This window comes from Zhihengliuella alba, assembly GCF_039538765.1.
GTDB classification, from domain to species: domain Bacteria; phylum Actinomycetota; class Actinomycetes; order Actinomycetales; family Micrococcaceae; genus Zhihengliuella; species Zhihengliuella alba.
Genome location: NZ_BAABCJ010000007.1, coordinates 199,908 through 214,218, shown reverse-complemented (window position 1 = coordinate 214,218; position 14,311 = coordinate 199,908). Strand labels below are relative to the sequence as shown.

Sequence of the window (14,311 nt, the reverse complement as noted above, 5' to 3'; positions counted from 1 at the left end):
GCTCCGAGCGTACTGGTGACCTGGGCGCCAGCCCTCGATACCATGCCCGCATGGCCATCAAACTGGAGAACGTCGGCATCGCGGTCCGCGACATGGAGGAGGCGATCTCCTTCTTCACCGACCTGGGGCTGACGGTCCTCGGCCGGGACACCGTCAGCGGCGCGTGGGCGGACACGGCGGTCGGCCTCGACGGCAACCACGCCCGGATCGCGGTGCTCCAGACCCCGGACGGCCACGGCCAGTTGGAGCTGTTCGAGTACATCCACCCGGACGCGATCGAGACCGAACCGACCCGTCCGAACGAGATCGGGATGCACCGCGTGGCCTTCTCCGTGGACAGCATTGACGAGGCCCTCGAGATCGCGGCCCGGCACGGCTGCCACCCGCTCCGCGGCGTGGCCACCTACGGGGACGTCTACAAACTCACCTATGTCCGCGGCCCCAGCGGCATCCTGGTGATGCTCGCGGAGGACCTGACGAAATCGGGGTCGCGGGAGGGGTAAGGGGTACCACGGCGCGGGGTTCCGTCGCACTGGGTCCCGCCGTGCTGGGTCCCGCCGCGCCCGGCCCGCCCGGCGTGGGGTGGTTCGGGGCAGGACTCAGCCGTCGAGGGACCGGTGGATGCCCGTCGGCTCGCTGTGCGCCGGCTCCTCCAGCTGAGCCGCGACGGAGACCACGAGCCCGCCGAGCAGGAAGCCGACGAGGCCGGCCGCGAGGATCTTGGTGTTCATGACTGCTCCTTCCCGTGCTGGTGCCCGGTGTGGTCACCGTGATCGTGGCCTTCGTGGCCTTCGTGGCCTTCGTGGTACTGGTGCGTCAGCGCGTGGCCCTTGCCGCGATCGATCAGGTAGCGGTTGACCGGGAAGGCGGCGGCGAAGGCGACCGCCAGCGCGATCATCATGCCGAGCCAGAAGATCGGGTTGACCAGGCCGGCGTCCATGGCCCCGGGGATGAGCGCCATCACCGCGTTGTCGACGATCTCCATGGTGGCGATGGAGAGGGTATCGGCGAGGAGGACGACCTTCACGGCGACCGCGAGACCGGCCCCGCTGCGCACGATCGGGATGAGCGAGAGCAGGTAGCCGAAGAAGAAGGCGAGGCCGACCGCCAGGGCGATGGTCGCCGCGGTCGAGAATCCCGCGGCGGTGCCGATCATCAGGCCGAGGATCTCGCCGATGGCGCAGCCAGTGAGGCAGTGGAGCGTGGCGCTCGCCGCGAGAGCGTTGCGCGGATTCATGGGACCTCCTGCAGCCGATCTATACCCCTAGGGGGTATCTGAACGTCTCTAAGATCCCCCGAATCCGGCGGCATGTCAAGGGCTCGCGACCAACGCCTTCCTTCGCGCGGAGGAGCGATCACCGCGCGGGACCGTGTCCCGCGCCCGCGCACCGAGCCCCGCCACAGCTTGGCCGCCTAGGGTGATGGCCGTGATGACAGGACTCGAGCAATGGTGGCAGGCGCTCCGGGACGGCTTCGCCCACGGGGCGCCGCTGCAGCTGGACATGCAGGTGGTGGTGATCGTCGTCGTGGCCGCGGCGGCCCTGTCCGTGCCGCGGGCGACGTGGCGGTGGTTCGGCCTCTACGTGACGTTCGTGCACGAGCTCGGCCACGCCCTCGCCGCTCTGATGACCGGACGCGTGGTGCGCGGCATCCGGCTGCGCCTGGACCACTCGGGCGAGATGATCAGCGCCGGCCGCGGCACGGCGGGCAGCGTGTGGTCCGGCTTCTGGGGCTACCCGGCGCCGGCGGTGGCCGGTGCCCTGATGGTCTGGGCGGCCTCGGCCGGCTGGGCGGGCGCCGCCCTCTCGCTCGGGGCCGCCATGCTGCTGGTGTCGCTGCTCTTCATCCGCAACGGCTGGGGCATGCTGATCGCCCTGGTGTGCGCCGCCGTCGCGCAGGCCCTGGTGGTGTTCCTGCCGCCGGCGAACGTGGGCGTCGTCGTGCTGGTCCTCGGGATCGCGCTGCTGGTCGGCGCCGTGCGCGACTGGTTCAAGGTCGCCGCCGTCCACGGCGGCCGCGGCGACCGGCGGAGCTCGGACGCCTACCTGCTCTCCCGCATGAGCGGGGTGCCGTCCTTCGTCTGGCTGACGGGCTTCGCCCTGGTCATCGGCGCCGCGGCCTTCTGGGGTACGACGGCGCTGGGCAGCGTCGTCGGCTGACCCGCCCGCCGCTCCGGTCCCCGAGGGGCAGGCGTGGGCCGGGTGTTCCCAACGGCTCACGGGAGGCCTAGCGTGGGCCGCATCCGGCCGGAACGCGCTATGCCTGAAGGAGATCAGCCATGCCCGAACTCTCTGCCCTCGCCCTGGTCTGCACCCTGACCCCGTCGCCGACTCCGTCCAGCAGCGAGTTGATGGGCAGGCACGTGCTCGAGGGGCTGGAGCGGCACGGCGTGCGCACGTCCTCCGTTCGGGTGGTGGACCACGATGTGCGGCCGGGCGTGAAGACGGACATGGGCGGTGGCGATCAGTGGCCGACGATCCGCCGGCGGGTCCTGGACGCGGACATCCTGGTGATCGCCACCCCGATCTGGCTGGGGCATCCCAGCAGCGTGGCCCAGCGGGTCCTCGAACGGCTGGACGCCGAGCTCTCCGAGACGGACGAGCGCGGTCGGCCGGTCATGTACGACAAGACGGCGATCGTCGCCGTCGTCGGCAACGAGGACGGCGCCCACAAGACCATCGCCGACCTGACGCAGGCCCTGAGCGACGTCGGCTTCACCGTCCCGGCGCAGGCGGGCACCTATTGGGTCGGCGAGGCCATGCAGAGCGTGGACTACCAGGACCTCGAGGAGGTCCCGGAGGCGGTGGCCTCGACGACGGCGGGAGCTGCCCGCAATGCCGTCCACCTGGCCCGTCTGCTGCGCAGCCATCCCTACCCCGCGGACGACGGCGACGCGTAGGCTCTCGTCGACGGCACCATCCGCTGGGGACGGGTGCGCGATGAGGGGGAGCATCTACATGGTTGTACGGAGTGGCGCCGAGAAGAACGGTGTTGATCGACTCGTCGGGAAGCTTGCGGCGGTAGGCGGAGCGGAGGGGCAGATTCCGCCGGAGATCCCTACTGACGTAGCCATCGGTTACGTCGACGAGTACTTTGCCCGTCGAGAGAACGGCCGGCCCAAGTACTCCGGTTCCCATTTCGAGACCTTCGGCGGCGGAGGCCTGAGCCGTCCCAACGAGTTCTCGGCAGAGGACCTGTTGGCCACCTCGTTGCTGTCGAAGCCTGTCTCCGGGCAGGCTGCTGTTGGAATTCTGGGCCCGGCGGCGGAAGAGTTGAGTGGCTGCCTGTCCGAGCTGCCCACCGACAGGAGCTTCGAGGACCTGACCGAAGAGGAGTTCGCACGGCTCCTCGACGATTCCAATAGTCCGGCACAGCGGGCATGGGATCTGCTCCGGCAGCACGAGGATCCTTGGTGGATCGGTCCGACCGCTGCGAGCAAGCTGTTGGCGCGGAAGCGGCCTCAACTCATTCCGGTCTACGACTCCTTCGTGAAGGCTCAGGCTGGGCTCAGCGGTAGTGGCAAGCAGTGGACGCTCTGGCGCGAGGCCTTCCAGCACGATGGGTTCGTGCGGACACTCCGCGAGATACGGGACGCGAGTGCCGGCCGGCAGTTGTCACTGCTGCGGGTTCTAGACGTCGTGCTCTGGATGCACCATGCCCGGGGCCTGAACATCGAGGGCGATGCCGACGTCGCCGATGAGATGGCCGCGGCCGAATAGCTGCTCATTCGACGCGGACAAGCGAAGGGCATCGGGCGCGGGCCGCAGCGGCCGGCGCCCGATGCCCTCGGGGTAGTACGCGCTCGTCAGTGAGCGATCGAGTGAGTGGTGGTTAGGCGAGCTTCGCGACCGCACCCTGGCGGCGGCCGAAGAGTGCCGCATCGACGGAGAACTTGCCGGCGCCGAGCAGGGCGATGCCCGCGGCGGCGGCACCCAGGGCCAGGACGAGTTCGTAGCCGCCCTCGGAGACGAAGACCCCCGCGCCGAGGTGGACCAGGAAGAGGGCCACGAGCATGTCCACGGTCAGCATCGCGGCGATCGGGCGGGTCAGGAAGCCGAGGATCAGCAGCGCGCCGCCCACCAGCTCGAGGCCGGCGACGAAGGGCGCCGCGATCTCGGCGGCGGGGACGCCCATCTGGGCGAAGGACTCGGTGGTGCCCGCGATGGTCCACTCGGTGAACTTCTGCCATCCATGGGCCAGGAAGAGGAAGCCGACGGCGACGCGGAGGATGAGGCGGGCTGCGGTGGCTGCGGAGGAACTCGTGTTGTTCATGGCTACCAGTGCACCAGTAGAAACTTGAAGTTTCATCTTAAAGACGCTGTCCGCGTAACCGTTGTTGACTAGGACACATCGGCCTCGCCTGCCTCCGGACGCTCCAGGGCGTCCGGAAGCAGGCGAGGCCCGTGCTGCCGGCCTGGTCTAGCGGATCGGCGTCGGCGGCTCCTGGCGGGCGAGCACGGCGATGGCGTTGTCGGCGGCGAGCGTCGCCATCGCGGTCCGCGTCTCGACCGTCGCCGAGCCCAGGTGCGGCACCAGGGCCACGTTGTCCAGGTCCAGCAGGTCCGGATGCACTCGGGGCTCGTGCTCGTAGACGTCCAGCCCGGCACCGGCGATCAGCCCGGCGCGGAGCGCGGCGGCGAGCGCCTCCTCGTCGATGATCGGCCCGCGGGCGGTGTTGACCAGGTAGGCGGACTCCTTCATCGCGGCGAGCTGCTCGGCCCCGATCAGGTGGTGCGTGGCCGGTCCGTACGGGCAGTGCAGGGAGACGACGTCGGACACGCTCAGGAGCTCGTCGAGCTCCACGCGGCGAGCGCCCAGCTCCTCCGCGACGGCGGGATCGATCTCGCTGCGCGACTGGTACACCACCTCCATGCCGAAGGCCTTGGCCCGGCGCGCGGTCGCCTGCCCGATGCCGCCCATGCCGACCACGCCGAGGGTCTTGCCCTGCAGGCTGCTGCCCAGGAGGAAGAACATGCCCCACTTCCAGGCGGTGCCGGACCGGATCAGCCGCTCGCCCTCGCCCAGCCGGCGCGTGGCCATGAGGATGAGGCCGAAGGCGATGTCCGCGGTGGCCTCGGTGAGCACGCCCGGCGTGTTGGTGGCCACCACGTCGCGCTCCCGGCAGGCCGGGACGTCGATGTTGTCGTAGCCGACCGCCACGTTGGCGACCACGCGCAGCTGGGGGCCGGCGGCGTCGAGCAGTTCGCCGTCGATCCGCTCGGTGAGCAGGCTGACGATCGCGTCGGCTCCCGCTACGCGGCGCAGCAGCTCGTCGCGGTCGATCGAATCCTGCCCGGTCCAGGCGTCGACCTCGTGCTCGGCGCGGAGCTTCTCGAGCGCGGCTTCCGGGATCCGCCCGGTGACGACGACGCGGCTCATGCTGCCTCGATCCATTCGCGCAGGCGGCCCAGGCCCTCGCGGATCGCGTCGGTCTCGATGCCGGAGTAGGCCAGGCGGATGTACTGCCGGTCCTCGTCGGGCAGGCGGCGGCCGAAGTGTTCGCGGGTGCAGAAGGAGACGCCGGTGGCCTCCAGAGCCGCAGTGGCGAAGTCGCCGACGGCGGTGAAGCCCTTCCGCTCCATGGCGTCCGTGACGTCGGGGAACAGGTAGAAGGTGGACTGCGGCACGGCGACGGAGAAGCCCGGGATCGAGTTGAGGATCTCGCAGGCGACGTCGCGCCGCTCCTTGAGGGTGTCCAGCATCTCCTGGACGGGCTCCTGGGGGCCGCGCAGGGCGGAGATGCCCGCCCACTGCACGTAGTGCGTGGTGCAGGACTCGTCGTTGGTGTTGAGCTTGCTCATGACGTTGGCGATCTCCGTCGGCGCCACGGCGCAGCCCAGCCGCGAACCGGTCATCGCGAACTTCTTGCTGAACGTGTAGAGGATGACGGTGCGCTCGGCCATGCCCGGAAGCGCGGCGATCGACTTGGAGGAGCCCTCGTAGCGGGTCTCGAAGTACGCCTCGTCGGAGAGGACCCAGAGGTTGTGCTCCTGGGCGAGCTGCGCCACGGCCTCGCGCTCCTCGTCGGTGGACTCCGCAGAGATGGGGTTCTGCAGGTCGTTGTAGATGATCGCCACGGTGTTCTTGGTGATCGAGGCGCGGATCTTCTCGATGTCGATGGCGAAGCCGGACTCGGTGGGGGCGTAGCCGTAGGGGACGGCGGTGCCGCCCAGGTACTCGATCTGGGACTCGTAGATCGGGAAGCCCGGGTTGGGGTAGAGGACCTCCTGGCCCGGGTTCATCACGGTCTGCAGGAACTTGGTGATGACGGGCTTGCCGCCGGTCATGACCACCACATTGTCCGCAGTGAACTCCATGCCGCGACGCGATCCGACGTCCTCGGCCAGGGCCTCGCGCAGTTGGGGGATGCCGGGGCCGGGGCAGTAGCCCGTGTAGCCGTCGGAGATCGCCTGGTTCATCGCCTCGACGATGTGCGGTGCGGTCGGGATGTTGATGTCCCCCAGATGGAAGGGGTACACGGTGTTCCCCTTCGCCTTCCAGGCGGCGGCGGCCTGGGCGACGCTGAAGGCGGTTTCGGTCCCCAGCCTCTCGAGCCGGTTAGCGAGCTGCGGCATGCGGTTCCACTCCTCATCGAGTTGACGATGCGCCCCCGAGCAGAGCGAGGACTAGTATGCGACTAATATATCAGCGGGTCGGATGGTCGCGCCATACCTTTTTCGGGATCTGGGCGGCCGCCCGGGCGGGCCACGTGTTGACTGGGTCACACCTGTGACATACCTTCAATACACTTCTCATATATCAGTTGCCGACGCAACCTCACCGCACCGGGAGTACATCGCCGACATGGCCGAAACAGCGCTGACCGAAACCCGTCCCGCGTCCTCCGGGACCCGGAGCCTGCCCCGAATCCTGACCTACGCGGGCGCCATCATCGCCTTCCTCATCGGGTCCGGATTCGCCACCGGCCAGGAGATCCTGCAGTACTTCACGTCCTACGGGTACTGGGGGATCTTCGGCACCGGACTGCTGGTCCTCGTCCTCATGACGTACGTCTGCGTGGAGCTCCTCTCCACCGGCCAGTCCCGCCAGTTCGCGCGGCCGTCGCAGATCTTCCACTTCTACTGCGGCAAGCACCTCGGGATCTTCTTCGACTTCTTCTCGATCGTCTTCGTCTTCCTCAGCTTCACCGTCATGGTGGCCGGCGCCGGCGCCGTGTTCCAGGAGCACTACGGCCTCTCCAAGTACCTCGGCGGCATCGGCCTGGCCGTCGCCGTGGGCGTCACGGTCTGGTTCGGCCTGCGCAGCGTGGTCGACGTCATCGGCAAGGTCGGCCCGCTGATCGTCGTCATCGCCGTCGGCCTGGGCCTCCTGGGCATCATGCGCGGCCCGGGCGGCGTGGTGGGCGGGAACCACGTGCTGCCCACCCTGGACCTGACGCAGGCCTCGAGCAACTGGTTCCTGGCGGGGCTGTCCTACGTCGGCTTCTGCATGCTGTGGCTGGCGGCGTTCCTCACGGCGCTCGGCAAGACGGCGCGCAACCGCCGGGAGGCGGCTTCCGGCGGCCTCGTCGGCGGTGCGGCCTTCTCGCTGGCCTGCATCGTCGTGGGGCTGGGGCTGCTGGCCAACATCTCCCGGGTCAACGGGACGGAGATCCCGATGCTGGTCCTCGCGGCCGACTTGAGCCCGCTGCTAGCGTCGGGCTTCTCCGTCATCATCCTCGCCGGGATCTACACCACGGCGGTCCCGCTGCTGTGGACGGTCTCCTCGCGGGTCTTCGCCGAGCGGACCGTGCCATTCAAGAGTCTGACGTTGGGCCTCGCGGCCGCGGGCACGCTCATCGGGCTGGTCCTGCCGTTCTCGCAGATGGTCAACATCGTCTACGTCATCAACGGCTACGTAGGCATCCTGCTGTTGGTCCTGATGCTGGTCAGCACGGGCCGGCGGCTCCTCCGCCGCCGCTCGGCGGTGGCGGTGCTGCGCTAGAAGCCGACCCCGCTGCGCAGGATCACGTTCGCGTACGGGGTGGTCTCGCCGGTGCGGACGATGACCTTGGCCGCCGGCAGCCGCGCCTTCAGCTCCTCGTGGCTGACGAACTCGACGTCCGCGTAGTGCTCCCGCACCTGCGCCTCGGGCCGCTGGCCGCGGGCCTCGGCCGCCATGGTGACGCCCTCCACGACCAGCGCCTCAGCGAGCGCCGTCAGCACCGACTCGAACGTCGGCAGCCCGGGGACCAGCGAGAGGTCCACCACCGTGGCCGTGCGCGGCAGGGGCAGCCCGCAGTCCGCGATCACCACGGTGTCGGTGTGCCCCAGCGTGCCCAGGGCGTGCAGGAGGTGGGGGTTGAGGATGCCGGATTTCAGCACGGGAGTCCTTCCGGAGGGAGGGGCGTTCGGGGGAGCGGGCGGGCACAAGTGCGGTGGCGCTTAGAGCGCGTCGACCTCGTCCAGCGAGCGCGGGTAGGACGCCTGGGCGCCCGGACGGGTGACCGACGCGGCCGAGAAGCGCGCCGCGAACCCTGCGGCCTCCACCAGCGAGTCGCCGTGGGCCAGCCGGGCGGCCAGGGCACCGGTGTAGGCGTCGCCGGCGCCGGTGGTGTCCACAGCGGAGACCCGCACCGCCTCCACGCGCGTGAGGGTCGGTTCGCCGCTCTGGCCGGGACCGCCGTCGTGCTCGATCCGGTCCAGTTCGGCGACGAGCGAGCCCGCCGCCCCGAGCGTGATGACCACGCTGCGCAGCCCGCGGGCGCAGAGCTCCCGCGCCATGGTCTCCGCGTCGGCATCCGCCGCCACGGGGGCGCCGAGCATCTCGAGGACCAGGGCGGCCTCGTGCTCGTTCGCCACCAGCGGGTCCGCCGCCAGGACGGCCTCCCGCGCCAGCTCGATGACGGGGGCCAGGTTCAGGACCACGCGGGCCCCGCCGACGGCCGCCTGGCGGACGGCCTCCTCGACGGCCTCGGCGGGGATCTCGCCCTGCAGGACCACCACGCCGCCGAGCCCGGCGGCGCCGTCTCCGCCGCCGACCTCGCGCACGAAGTCCGCCGTCACCGTGCCGTTGGCGCCGGGGACCACGGCGATGGAGTTCTCGCCGCGGTCGTCGATCGAGATGAGTGCCACGCCGGTGGGCCCGTCCACGGTGCGGACGCGGCCGAGCTCGACGCCGGCCTCCCGGAGCAGGCGCAGGGCCTCCTCCGCGTTGGCGTCGCGGCCCACGGCCCCGATGAACTCCGTGGGCGCCCCGGCGAGGGCGGCGGCCAGGGCCTGGTTGGCGCCCTTGCCGCCGGGGGAGACAGTGAAGGAATGGGCCAGCAGGGTCTCGCCCGGCCCGGGCAGTCGGGGCATGGTGACGGCGAGGTCCGCATTGCTGGAACCGACGACGGTGACGCGTGCTGGCTGGTTCATTCCCTCTACGTTTCTCTCAGTTTCACTGGTGGTGTTCGGTGGCTCGGGCCCCGGGGCAACTGCGCCCGCGGGGCCCGAAGCCGGGGTCCTGCTAGTCGGAGAACTCCTCGACGTTCTCCACCGTCACGGTGTCGACGGCGACGTTCTGCAGCTCCTCGACCTCCTCGCCGGCGAGGACCTTGGACATGACCTCCACCGACTGACGGCCCAGCTCCTCCGGGTTCTGCGCGATGGTGGCGTACAGCTTGCCGTCCTCCACGGCGGCGAAGCCGTCCTCGGTACCGTCGAAGCCCACCACGTGGATGTCCTCGCCGGCGCGGGCGCCGAGGGCCTGGATGGCGCCGAGCGCCATCTCGTCGTTCATCGCCAGCACGCCGACGATGTCCGGATTGCCCTCGAGCAGGTTGGTGGTGACGTCCAGGGCGGTCGCGCGGTCGTACTGCGCGGTCTGCTGGGCCACCACCTCGATCTCCGGGAACTCGGCCAGGCCCTTCGTGAAGCCCTCGCCGCGCTCGTTGGTGGAGGACGCGCCGGGCACGCCCTCGAGGATCACGATCTGGCCCTTGCCGCCCACGGCCTCGGCCAGCGCCTTGGCGGCCTGCTCGCCGCCGGCGACGTTGTCGCTGGCGACCAGGGAGGCGACCTCGGCGCCCTCCACGGCGCGGTCGACGGCGACCACCGGCAGTCCGGCGTCCACCACCGGGCCGAGCGCGGAGCCCGCGGCGGCGGAGTCCACGGCGTTGACGATCACGCCGGCCGAACCGTCCGAGGCGGAGGTGGCCAGCTGGTTGGCCTGGGTGGCGGAGTCATTCTGGGCGTCCACGACGTCCAGCTCGATGCCGAGCTCCTCGGCGGCGTCCTCGGCGCCGTCGCGCAGGTCGACGAAGAACGGGTTGTTCAGGGTGGACACGGCCAGGGTGACCTTCTGGCCGGCGTCCTCCCCGCGGTTGCAGGCGGACAGGGTGAGGGCCAGCGTGAGGCCGAGGCCGGCGGCGGCCACGCGGCGAGCGACGTTGCTCTTCATGATGGTTCTCCTTCGGTGAGGTGGTGCGGTTCGGTGGTGTGGGATGGAACGGATGATGCGGCGGTTCCGGTGCTCGCCTAGTGCCGGACGTTCTTGCGGCGGATCACGTCGAACCCGACGGCGAGGGCGATCACCACGCCGATGACCACCTGCTGCCAGAAGGACGAGACGGACAGCAGGTTCAGGCCGTTGCGGATCACGGCGAGGACCAGCGCGCCCACCAGGGTGCCGCTGATCCGGCCGACTCCGCCGGCGAGGGAGGCCCCTCCGATGACGACGGCGGCGATCGCGTCCAGCTCGTAGCCCGTCGCCAGCGTGGGCTGGGCGGAGTCGAGGCGTCCGGCGAGCAGCATGCCGGCGAGTCCGGCGAAGAGCCCGGAGATCGCGAACACGGTGACCAGCACCCGCTTGACCGGGATGCCGGACAGGCGGGCGGCCTCGGTGTTGCCGCCGACGGCGAATGCGTTCTTGCCGATGATGGTGCGGTTCAGGACGAACGCGGCGATGAGGCCGGTGACCACCATGACGATGATCGGCATGGGTACCGGGCCCAGGTTGGAGCCGAGGAAGGACACGGACTCGGAGGTGGAGATCGGGCGGCCGTCGGAGACCACCAGGGTCAGGCCGCGGACGATGGTCAGCATGGCCAGCGACGCGATGAACGTGGGCAGCTTGCCGTATGCGCTCATCATGCCCGTGACCAGGCCGGACACCGCGCCGACGGCGAGTCCCACGAGGATGCTCACCCCATCTGGCAGCCCCGCCGTGGTGGTCCAGTAGGCGGACACCATCGCCGAGAGCGCGGCGACCGAGCCGACCGAGAGGTCGATGCCGGCGGCGACGATGACGAACGTCAGGCCGAATGCCATGACGGCGATGGTGGAGACCTGGATGCCGATGTTCATCAGGTTCGGTCCGGTCAGGAAGTGCGGGGTGGCGATCCACAGCGCGATGCAGAGGACCACCAGCCCCACGAGGGCGCCGTTGTTGGCGAGGAACGACTTGAGGTCGAAGTGACGCTGCTTCGCTGCGGCGTTCATGCGGTGGCTCCTTCATCTCCGGTGCCGGCGGAGGCGGCGTGGGGTTCTTCTTCGTCGCGGTGCACGTTGGAGACCGCGAGTTGCATGATCGAGTCCTGGGTGGCCTCGGCGGTGGGCAGTTCGCCCGCGATGGTGCCCTGGCTCATGACGAGCACCCGGTCCGACATCCCGAGCACCTCGGGCAGGTCGGAGGACGCCATGAGGACGCAGCCGCCGCCGGCGGTGATCTCGTTGATGAGCTCGTAGATCTCCACCTTGGCGCCGACGTCCACGCCGCGCGTGGGCTCGTCCAGCAGCAGGACCTTGGACCCGGCGCTGAACCAGCGGCCGAACACGGCCTTCTGCTGGTTGCCGCCGGAGAGCGAGCGGATGGGCTGCTCGATCGAGTCCATGCGGATGCGCAGGCGCTCGGCGATCCTCTCGGCCCGGGCCCGCTGCCCGCGGCGGTCCACCAGACCGAACCGGGACGTGGCGCCCATCGTGGCGTAGCCGATGTTCTCGGCGACGGAGGCGTCCAGCACCAGGCCCTGCGTCTTGCGGTCCTCGGGCACGTGGCCGACGCCGGCGCGGGTGGCGGCGGCGACGTCGTACGGCTTGAGCTTGCGGACGTTCACGCGGACCTCGCCGGAGGCGTAGTGGTCCGCGCCGGCGAGGCAGCGCAGCAGCTCGGTGCGGCCGGCGCCCATGAGCCCGGCCAGGGCGACGACCTCGCCCGGGCGGACGGACAGGTCGATGCCCCGCAGGCCGTCGGCGTTGAGGCCCTTGACCTCCAGCAGCGGCTGAGCTGCCTCGGCGTCCCCTGTTGATGCCCCGGGCTCGCGGGGGAACTGCTTGTCGATGCTGCGGCCCACCATGAGCCGGATCAGCTCGTCCTCGTCGGTGGTGGCGGGCACCTGGGCGACGAAGCCGCCGTCGCGCAGGACGTTGACGCGGTCGCCGATGGCGGCGATCTCGTCCAGGTGGTGGCTGATGAAGACCATGCCGACGTTCTTGGCCTTGAGGTCGCGTACGACGTCGAACAGCGCCTCGATCTCCGAGGTGGTCAGGGCGGCGGTCGGCTCGTCGAGGATGAGGATCCGGGCGTCCAGCGAGAGGGCCTTGGCGATCTCGACGAGCTGCTGACGGGCGATGCCGAGCTCGCCGACGTGGGTGTCCACGTCCAGGTCCAGGCCGATCTGGGCGAGCGCGTCGCGGGCGATGCGGCGCATCTCCGCGCGGTTGATCACGCCGAAGCGGCGCGGGGTGCGGCCGAGCGTGATGTTCTCCGCGACCGTCATGGACGGGACCAGGTTCAGCTCCTGGTGGATGGTGGCGATGCCGAGGGACTCGGAGGTCTTGGTGTCCGTGATGGACACGGGCTCGCCGTCCAGCAGGATGCGGCCGGAGGTGGGCTGGTGCACGCCGGCGATCATCTTGATCAGCGTGGACTTGCCGGCGCCGTTCTCACCCAGGAGGACGGTGACCTCGCCGGGGTAGACGTCCACGGTGACGTTGTGGATGACCTGGATGCGCCCGAAGGACTTGGACACGGAGTCCAAGGTCAGCATGGGTTGCGGGCTCATGGCGGTGATGCTCCATTCGTCGTTGAACGGGTGGGCGGGGGACGGGAGGGTCAGGTGGCGGGCGGTGGTCCGGGCGGCGTCGTTTTCACTGTCGTCGGCGTCGGCGTCGGCGCCGCCGTCGGTGCGCCGGGCGCGGGGCCGATCGAGCCGCGGAGCGTGAACTCGCTGCGCAGGACGCTCGACCCGACGGCAGCCCCGGCGGTCTCGGCGGACACGGCGGCTTCGCCGTTGAGCAGCGAGGCGAGGGCCTCGACGGCGAGCCGTCCCATCGCGCCGACGTCGTGGCTGATGGTGGACAGCGGCGGGTCGTGCAGGGCGAACGCCTCGATCTCGTCGAACGTCACCACGCTGAGGTCGGTGCCGACGCGCACGCCGGCCTCCCGCAAGACGGCGAGGGCACCGATCGCCATGGGGGAGTCGGCGATGAGCACGGCGGTGGGGCACGTCTCCGGGTCCTGCCGGAGGTCGAGCAGCCAGCGGGCGCCCTCGGCGCCGGTGGCGCTGCGGAAGTCGCCGTGGAAGATCAGCCGCTCGTCCAGCGGGAGGCCGTGCGCCTGGAGCGCGGCGGCGTAGGAGGCGTAGCGCTCCTGGGCGGTGGAGGTGTGCTCGGGGCCGCCGATGACCGCGATGCGCCGGTGGCCGAGTTCGTGCAGGGCGCCGACGGCGTCGTGCACCGCCTGCGTGGACTCGGCGGTGACGCTGAGCGCGGGGACCTCCGGCAGGGTGCGGTCCACGAGCACGGTGGGGATCCTGCGCGCCAGCAGCCGCTCCAGCGCCGGGGTGGCGGTGGCGTGGGACGCATCGCCGAGGCCCTGTGGGACGGCGAGGACGCCGTCGACGCGGCGGGAGAGCATCGCGCCCAGGAACTCGTCCTGCTGCTCGGGGTCCTCATTGGCGTTGCCGATGAAGGTGACCAGGCCGAGCTCGCGGGCGGCGAGCTCCACGGAGTGGGCGAGGTCGGCGAAGTAGGGGTTGCGGACGTCGGAGATCAGCAGGGCGATGCTGTCCGTCCGGGTGGAGCGGAGGGAGCGGGCCTGCGCGTTGGGGGAGAAGCCGAGCTGCGCGGCGGCGGCCTGGACCTTCTCGCGGGCGACGGCGCTGGTGGCCGGGTTGCCGGAGAGCACACGGGACGCGGTGGCCGGGGAGACCCCGGCGGCCTGTGCGACGTCCCGGAGGGTCACGGTCTGCATCCCCGGCTCCTTTGCGCGAGAGGTGAACGTTTGCAATCGATTCCATGGAATCGATTACACGAGTGTGGCACAGCTCTCGCGAGTGGTCAAGGACGGGGAGTCGGTCCCGATCCCCCCTTGGGCCCGCAGGTTTCGG

Annotated in this window: 16 protein-coding genes; 5 read left to right on the top strand and 11 right to left on the bottom strand. The window is 70.4% G+C overall.

The genetic code is table 11. The features are described 5' to 3' along the window. Nucleotides 1–50: 50 nt before the first annotated feature. Nucleotides 51–503 (top strand): VOC family protein, encoded by a 453-nt coding sequence (locus ABD784_RS13730; RefSeq protein WP_344885876.1) that lies wholly within the window; start codon nucleotides 51–53, stop codon nucleotides 501–503. A gap of 96 nt (nucleotides 504–599) precedes the next feature. Here the strand turns inward: ABD784_RS13730 and ABD784_RS13725 are convergent, their stop codons facing one another. Both ABD784_RS13725 and ABD784_RS13720 read right to left on the bottom strand, forming a co-directional pair. Then, nucleotides 600–731 carry a hypothetical protein gene (locus ABD784_RS13725; protein WP_344885873.1) on the bottom strand — a complete coding sequence of 44 codons (132 nt, stop codon included), beginning with the start codon at nucleotides 729–731 and terminating at the stop codon, nucleotides 600–602. Then, entirely contained in the window at nucleotides 728–1,237 is a 510-nt protein-coding gene (locus ABD784_RS13720; protein ID WP_344885870.1) for a DUF4396 domain-containing protein, read from the bottom strand. The genes ABD784_RS13725 and ABD784_RS13720 overlap by 4 nt, the downstream gene beginning before the upstream one ends. A gap of 193 nt (nucleotides 1,238–1,430) precedes the next feature. Here ABD784_RS13720 and ABD784_RS13715 point away from each other — a divergent pair, with 193 nt between their 5' ends. The 3 genes from ABD784_RS13715 to ABD784_RS13705 all read left to right on the top strand — a co-directional run bounded on the left by ABD784_RS13715 (nucleotide 1,431) and on the right by ABD784_RS13705 (nucleotide 3,719). Continuing rightward, the gene (locus ABD784_RS13715; RefSeq protein WP_344886218.1) at nucleotides 1,431–2,159 is read left to right on the top strand and encodes a M50 family metallopeptidase; all 729 of its coding nucleotides are present in this window, start codon (nucleotides 1,431–1,433) and stop codon (nucleotides 2,157–2,159) included. A gap of 119 nt (nucleotides 2,160–2,278) precedes the next feature. Then, complete coding sequence (locus ABD784_RS13710) at nucleotides 2,279–2,899, top strand: flavodoxin family protein (protein ID WP_344885866.1); 621 nt, start codon at nucleotides 2,279–2,281, stop codon at nucleotides 2,897–2,899. A gap of 40 nt (nucleotides 2,900–2,939) precedes the next feature. Further along, nucleotides 2,940–3,719, top strand: coding sequence for a DUF6308 family protein (locus ABD784_RS13705; protein WP_344885864.1), 780 nt, complete (start codon nucleotides 2,940–2,942; stop codon nucleotides 3,717–3,719). A gap of 112 nt (nucleotides 3,720–3,831) precedes the next feature. Here ABD784_RS13705 and ABD784_RS13700 read toward each other — a convergent pair whose 3' ends face one another. From ABD784_RS13700 to ABD784_RS13690, 3 genes are all read right to left on the bottom strand, one after another. After that, nucleotides 3,832–4,272, bottom strand: a complete 441-nt coding sequence (locus ABD784_RS13700) for a DoxX family protein (protein WP_344885861.1) — start codon at nucleotides 4,270–4,272, stop codon at nucleotides 3,832–3,834. A 147-nt stretch (nucleotides 4,273–4,419) separates the two neighbouring features. After that, nucleotides 4,420–5,379: a 2-hydroxyacid dehydrogenase gene (locus ABD784_RS13695; protein WP_344885859.1), complete on the bottom strand. Its 960-nt coding sequence runs from the start codon at nucleotides 5,377–5,379 to the stop codon at nucleotides 4,420–4,422. Further along, nucleotides 5,376–6,575 carry a pyridoxal phosphate-dependent aminotransferase gene (locus ABD784_RS13690; RefSeq protein WP_344885856.1) on the bottom strand — a complete coding sequence of 400 codons (1,200 nt, stop codon included), beginning with the start codon at nucleotides 6,573–6,575 and terminating at the stop codon, nucleotides 5,376–5,378. Before ABD784_RS13690 ends, ABD784_RS13695 begins: the two co-directional genes overlap by 4 nt. A gap of 229 nt (nucleotides 6,576–6,804) precedes the next feature. Between ABD784_RS13690 and ABD784_RS13685 the strand changes: the two genes are divergently transcribed. Beyond that, nucleotides 6,805–7,944: a YkvI family membrane protein gene (locus ABD784_RS13685; RefSeq protein ID WP_344885853.1), complete on the top strand. Its 1,140-nt coding sequence runs from the start codon at nucleotides 6,805–6,807 to the stop codon at nucleotides 7,942–7,944. Here ABD784_RS13685 and rbsD read toward each other — a convergent pair. From rbsD to ABD784_RS13655, 6 genes are all read right to left on the bottom strand, one after another. Further along, the gene (gene rbsD / locus ABD784_RS13680) at nucleotides 7,941–8,324 is read right to left on the bottom strand and encodes a D-ribose pyranase (RefSeq protein WP_344885850.1); all 384 of its coding nucleotides are present in this window, start codon (nucleotides 8,322–8,324) and stop codon (nucleotides 7,941–7,943) included. The two genes, ABD784_RS13685 and rbsD, sit on opposite strands and share 4 nt — an antisense overlap. Nucleotides 8,325–8,384: 60 nt before the next feature. Beyond that, complete coding sequence (locus ABD784_RS13675) at nucleotides 8,385–9,359, bottom strand: ribokinase (protein ID WP_344885847.1); 975 nt, start codon at nucleotides 9,357–9,359, stop codon at nucleotides 8,385–8,387. Nucleotides 9,360–9,450: 91 nt separating this feature from the next. Continuing rightward, complete coding sequence (locus ABD784_RS13670) at nucleotides 9,451–10,383, bottom strand: substrate-binding domain-containing protein (protein ID WP_344885844.1); 933 nt, start codon at nucleotides 10,381–10,383, stop codon at nucleotides 9,451–9,453. Between the two features lie 77 nt (nucleotides 10,384–10,460). Beyond that, entirely contained in the window at nucleotides 10,461–11,423 is a 963-nt protein-coding gene (locus ABD784_RS13665; RefSeq protein WP_344885841.1) for an ABC transporter permease, read from the bottom strand. Then, nucleotides 11,420–12,985: a sugar ABC transporter ATP-binding protein gene (locus tag ABD784_RS13660; protein WP_344885838.1), complete on the bottom strand. Its 1,566-nt coding sequence runs from the start codon at nucleotides 12,983–12,985 to the stop codon at nucleotides 11,420–11,422. The genes ABD784_RS13665 and ABD784_RS13660 overlap by 4 nt, the downstream gene beginning before the upstream one ends. Nucleotides 12,986–13,035: 50 nt before the next feature. Next, nucleotides 13,036–14,175 carry a LacI family DNA-binding transcriptional regulator gene (locus ABD784_RS13655; RefSeq protein WP_344885835.1) on the bottom strand — a complete coding sequence of 380 codons (1,140 nt, stop codon included), beginning with the start codon at nucleotides 14,173–14,175 and terminating at the stop codon, nucleotides 13,036–13,038. Nucleotides 14,176–14,311: the final 136 nt, after the last annotated feature.

Bases quoted from the DNA above. Each gene is read 5' to 3' on its own strand.
- ABD784_RS13730 (WP_344885876.1), top strand. From the start codon at position 51: ATGGCCATCAAACTGGAGAACGTCGGCATCGCGGTCCGCGACATGGAG.
- ABD784_RS13725 (WP_344885873.1), bottom strand. From the start codon at position 731: ATGAACACCAAGATCCTCGCGGCCGGCCTCGTCGGCTTCCTGCTCGGC.
- ABD784_RS13720 (WP_344885870.1), bottom strand. From the start codon at position 1,237: ATGAATCCGCGCAACGCTCTCGCGGCGAGCGCCACGCTCCACTGCCTC.
- ABD784_RS13715 (WP_344886218.1), top strand. From the start codon at position 1,431: ATGACAGGACTCGAGCAATGGTGGCAGGCGCTCCGGGACGGCTTCGCC.
- ABD784_RS13710 (WP_344885866.1), top strand. From the start codon at position 2,279: ATGCCCGAACTCTCTGCCCTCGCCCTGGTCTGCACCCTGACCCCGTCG.
- ABD784_RS13705 (WP_344885864.1), top strand. From the start codon at position 2,940: ATGAGGGGGAGCATCTACATGGTTGTACGGAGTGGCGCCGAGAAGAAC.
- ABD784_RS13700 (WP_344885861.1), bottom strand. From the start codon at position 4,272: ATGAACAACACGAGTTCCTCCGCAGCCACCGCAGCCCGCCTCATCCTC.
- ABD784_RS13695 (WP_344885859.1), bottom strand. From the start codon at position 5,379: ATGAGCCGCGTCGTCGTCACCGGGCGGATCCCGGAAGCCGCGCTCGAG.
- ABD784_RS13690 (WP_344885856.1), bottom strand. From the start codon at position 6,575: ATGCCGCAGCTCGCTAACCGGCTCGAGAGGCTGGGGACCGAAACCGCC.
- ABD784_RS13685 (WP_344885853.1), top strand. From the start codon at position 6,805: ATGGCCGAAACAGCGCTGACCGAAACCCGTCCCGCGTCCTCCGGGACC.
- ABD784_RS13675 (WP_344885847.1), bottom strand. From the start codon at position 9,359: ATGAACCAGCCAGCACGCGTCACCGTCGTCGGTTCCAGCAATGCGGAC.
- ABD784_RS13670 (WP_344885844.1), bottom strand. From the start codon at position 10,383: ATGAAGAGCAACGTCGCTCGCCGCGTGGCCGCCGCCGGCCTCGGCCTC.
- ABD784_RS13665 (WP_344885841.1), bottom strand. From the start codon at position 11,423: ATGAACGCCGCAGCGAAGCAGCGTCACTTCGACCTCAAGTCGTTCCTC.
- ABD784_RS13660 (WP_344885838.1), bottom strand. From the start codon at position 12,985: ATGAGCCCGCAACCCATGCTGACCTTGGACTCCGTGTCCAAGTCCTTC.
- ABD784_RS13655 (WP_344885835.1), bottom strand. From the start codon at position 14,175: ATGCAGACCGTGACCCTCCGGGACGTCGCACAGGCCGCCGGGGTCTCC.